2 protein-coding genes are annotated in these 2191 nt (G+C 57.7%); one reads left to right on the top strand and one right to left on the bottom strand.

From position 1 onward, the window contains the following. Positions 1 to 1019, bottom strand: a 1019-nt coding sequence (locus VIH17_00580) for an IS1182 family transposase (protein HEY4681727.1), incomplete at its 3' end; no start/stop codon positions are given. Positions 1020 to 1162: 143 nt separating this feature from the next. On the opposite strand from VIH17_00580, the gene tnpA reads away from it, so the two are divergent. Beyond that, positions 1163 to 1594 carry an IS200/IS605 family transposase gene (gene tnpA, locus VIH17_00575; GenBank protein ID HEY4681726.1) on the top strand — a complete coding sequence of 144 codons (432 nt, stop codon included), beginning with the start codon at positions 1163 to 1165 and terminating at the stop codon, positions 1592 to 1594. Positions 1595 to 2191 lie beyond the last annotated feature (597 nt).

Genomic DNA, 2191 nt, shown 5'->3' with positions numbered 1-2191 from the left:
TTGAGATTGTGCTCGGAGCAATACCCCGCATCCGCCGACAGCTCCCGAGCCTGTCGGCCCGTGTTCACTTTGATGTGAGCCAGCATCGGCTCGAGTTGGTGCGCGTCGCTGGCCTGGTTCGTCAGCCCCTGCGCGACGATCACCTGGTGCTCGGCATCGACGGCCGCTTGGGCGTTATAGCCTTGGATGAATCCGTCCTGTGTCTTCATGATTCGACTGTCCGGGTCGGTGAAATTGCGCTGCGCGCGGTCGTGGGGCGTGCCGGGAGGATTTTTCGCCGGACGGCCTCGTCGAGGGCGATCCGAAGGGAGATCGGCCGTCCGCTTCTTGCCCGGTGCATTGGCCTGTGCTTCGGCTTCCAAGGCCGCTTTTGCGGCGCGGATCTTCTCCACGCGATGCTGCTTGTGCGTCACCCACTCTGGCAGCTCGTCCCCACGCCGGTCGACGCCATAGGCCGCGTCCTCGTGCGCGTCGCTAACCGCCGCCTGTGCCAACCACTGGGCGACCTCGGCGGCCAGCGCCGGTTCGGCGGTCTGCATCCGGCTGTAGCTCATGGCCTTATGCTTGGAGGCGTTGGCGCGGATCTTCGTCCCATCCAATGCGACGTGGCCCAAGCGCACCAATCCGGCCTTTTGGCACAGCTGGAGCACCTGCGTGAACAGTCCACCCAGCGCCGGCAGATGCCGCTTCCGAAAGTCGCTGATCGTGCGAAAATCCGGACTCTGCCGCGCCGTCACGGCCATGACATCCACTCGCTCCTCACAGGCCTTCGCGATCCGTCGCGACGCGTAGACCCCTTGGCTGTACGCATACAGCAGGAGGGCGGTCATCATCGTGGGATCATACGGCGGAAACCCGCGGTCTTCGGTGTAGGGCTTCAGGATCGCCGACATATCCAGCGACTCGCGAACCAGATCCCGCACGAAGTGAGCCAGATGCCCTGCGGGCACCAGCTCCTGCACTGACGGAGGAAGCAACACCACCTGATCGATATCCCAGGATTTGAATGTTTTAGCCATGCGGCATAGGAACCACAACGCGCGCTGGCTGTCCAGTCCAAAATGGCGCATTACGAAAACTCGCATTTGAATGCCCCGCCCGGAAGGGCGGGGATGAAAAATGCGTGCTGCCGGAGGCAGCAAGAATCCGGTAGAGTAGTGGCATGGCCATCAGACGAGGCAGCCACTGTGTGTACGACACCCGCTATCATTTGGTCTGGGCACCCAAGTATCGGAAATGGGTGTTGCAGGGGGCGATTCGGGAGCGCGTGAGGGAGTTGTTTTGCGAGATTGCGGCGCATCACGGATTTGAGATGGAGGAATTGGAGGTCGACAAGGATCATGTGCATCTGTTTCTCAGTTTTCCGCCGAGGTATTCGATCAGTGCAGTGGTGGGGCTGTTGAAAGCGGTTAGTGCCAAGGAGATTCGGGAAGAGTTTCCGGAGGTTCGGAAACAGTTGTGGGGCGGGGAGTTTTGGGAAGATGGGTATTTCGTTCGGACGGTGGGGGATAAGGTGACCGCCGACGTGATCCGGAAGTACATTCGGTTTCATGAGGCGAAGAAGCGAGGGGTTGAGCAATTAGACCTCTTCTAAAAAGCCCCGCCCGGAAGGGCGGGGTTCTTTACTGGTGGACCGAATAAGTATTTCATCGAGGGTATCAACTTCAACACAGCAATGCCGATGGCCTCTGCACCAGAGGTGCACGGCATTGGCGTTGGACTAGTTACTGGAGAAGTTGACCTCGCGCTTGTTCTGGTTGAGGATCTTGACATGCCAACAGGAACACAAATCCCTAAGCTAGATGAACTGGTGCGCCCTGAAGATTTATCGTTGACGATCACTGGGGCTCCGCCAGCGCGGGCAGCGGGTCAGGTTGGAGAAGGTAAATAACTCCGGTTTCATAAACCTGAGGACGAGTAAAACACATTGAAGCTCAAGACGTTACAAACTCTGCTACCACGATGCCATTAAGGTTGAATGATTGATGGAGGGTCTGAGGAACTGTTTTTTGAAATCCACGCGAGTTGGGCCTGTTAACAAACTGGCTGATATATTCCTATCCCACCAAAATCGGTCACCGCCACGATATGTCATCGTATAGTAAGAGACTAGGCTTGGCGAAGCGTTAAGGGGACAGGCTTGTAAGCGGCCTGTCCCCTTCTTGTTTTTTAGTTAGGCAGGACTTCCTTC

The sequence above is a fragment of the Candidatus Acidiferrales bacterium genome (assembly GCA_036514995.1).
Lineage (GTDB): Bacteria > Acidobacteriota > Terriglobia > Acidiferrales > DATBWB01 > DATBWB01.
This window is presented reverse-complemented; position numbering and strand designations above follow the sequence as displayed.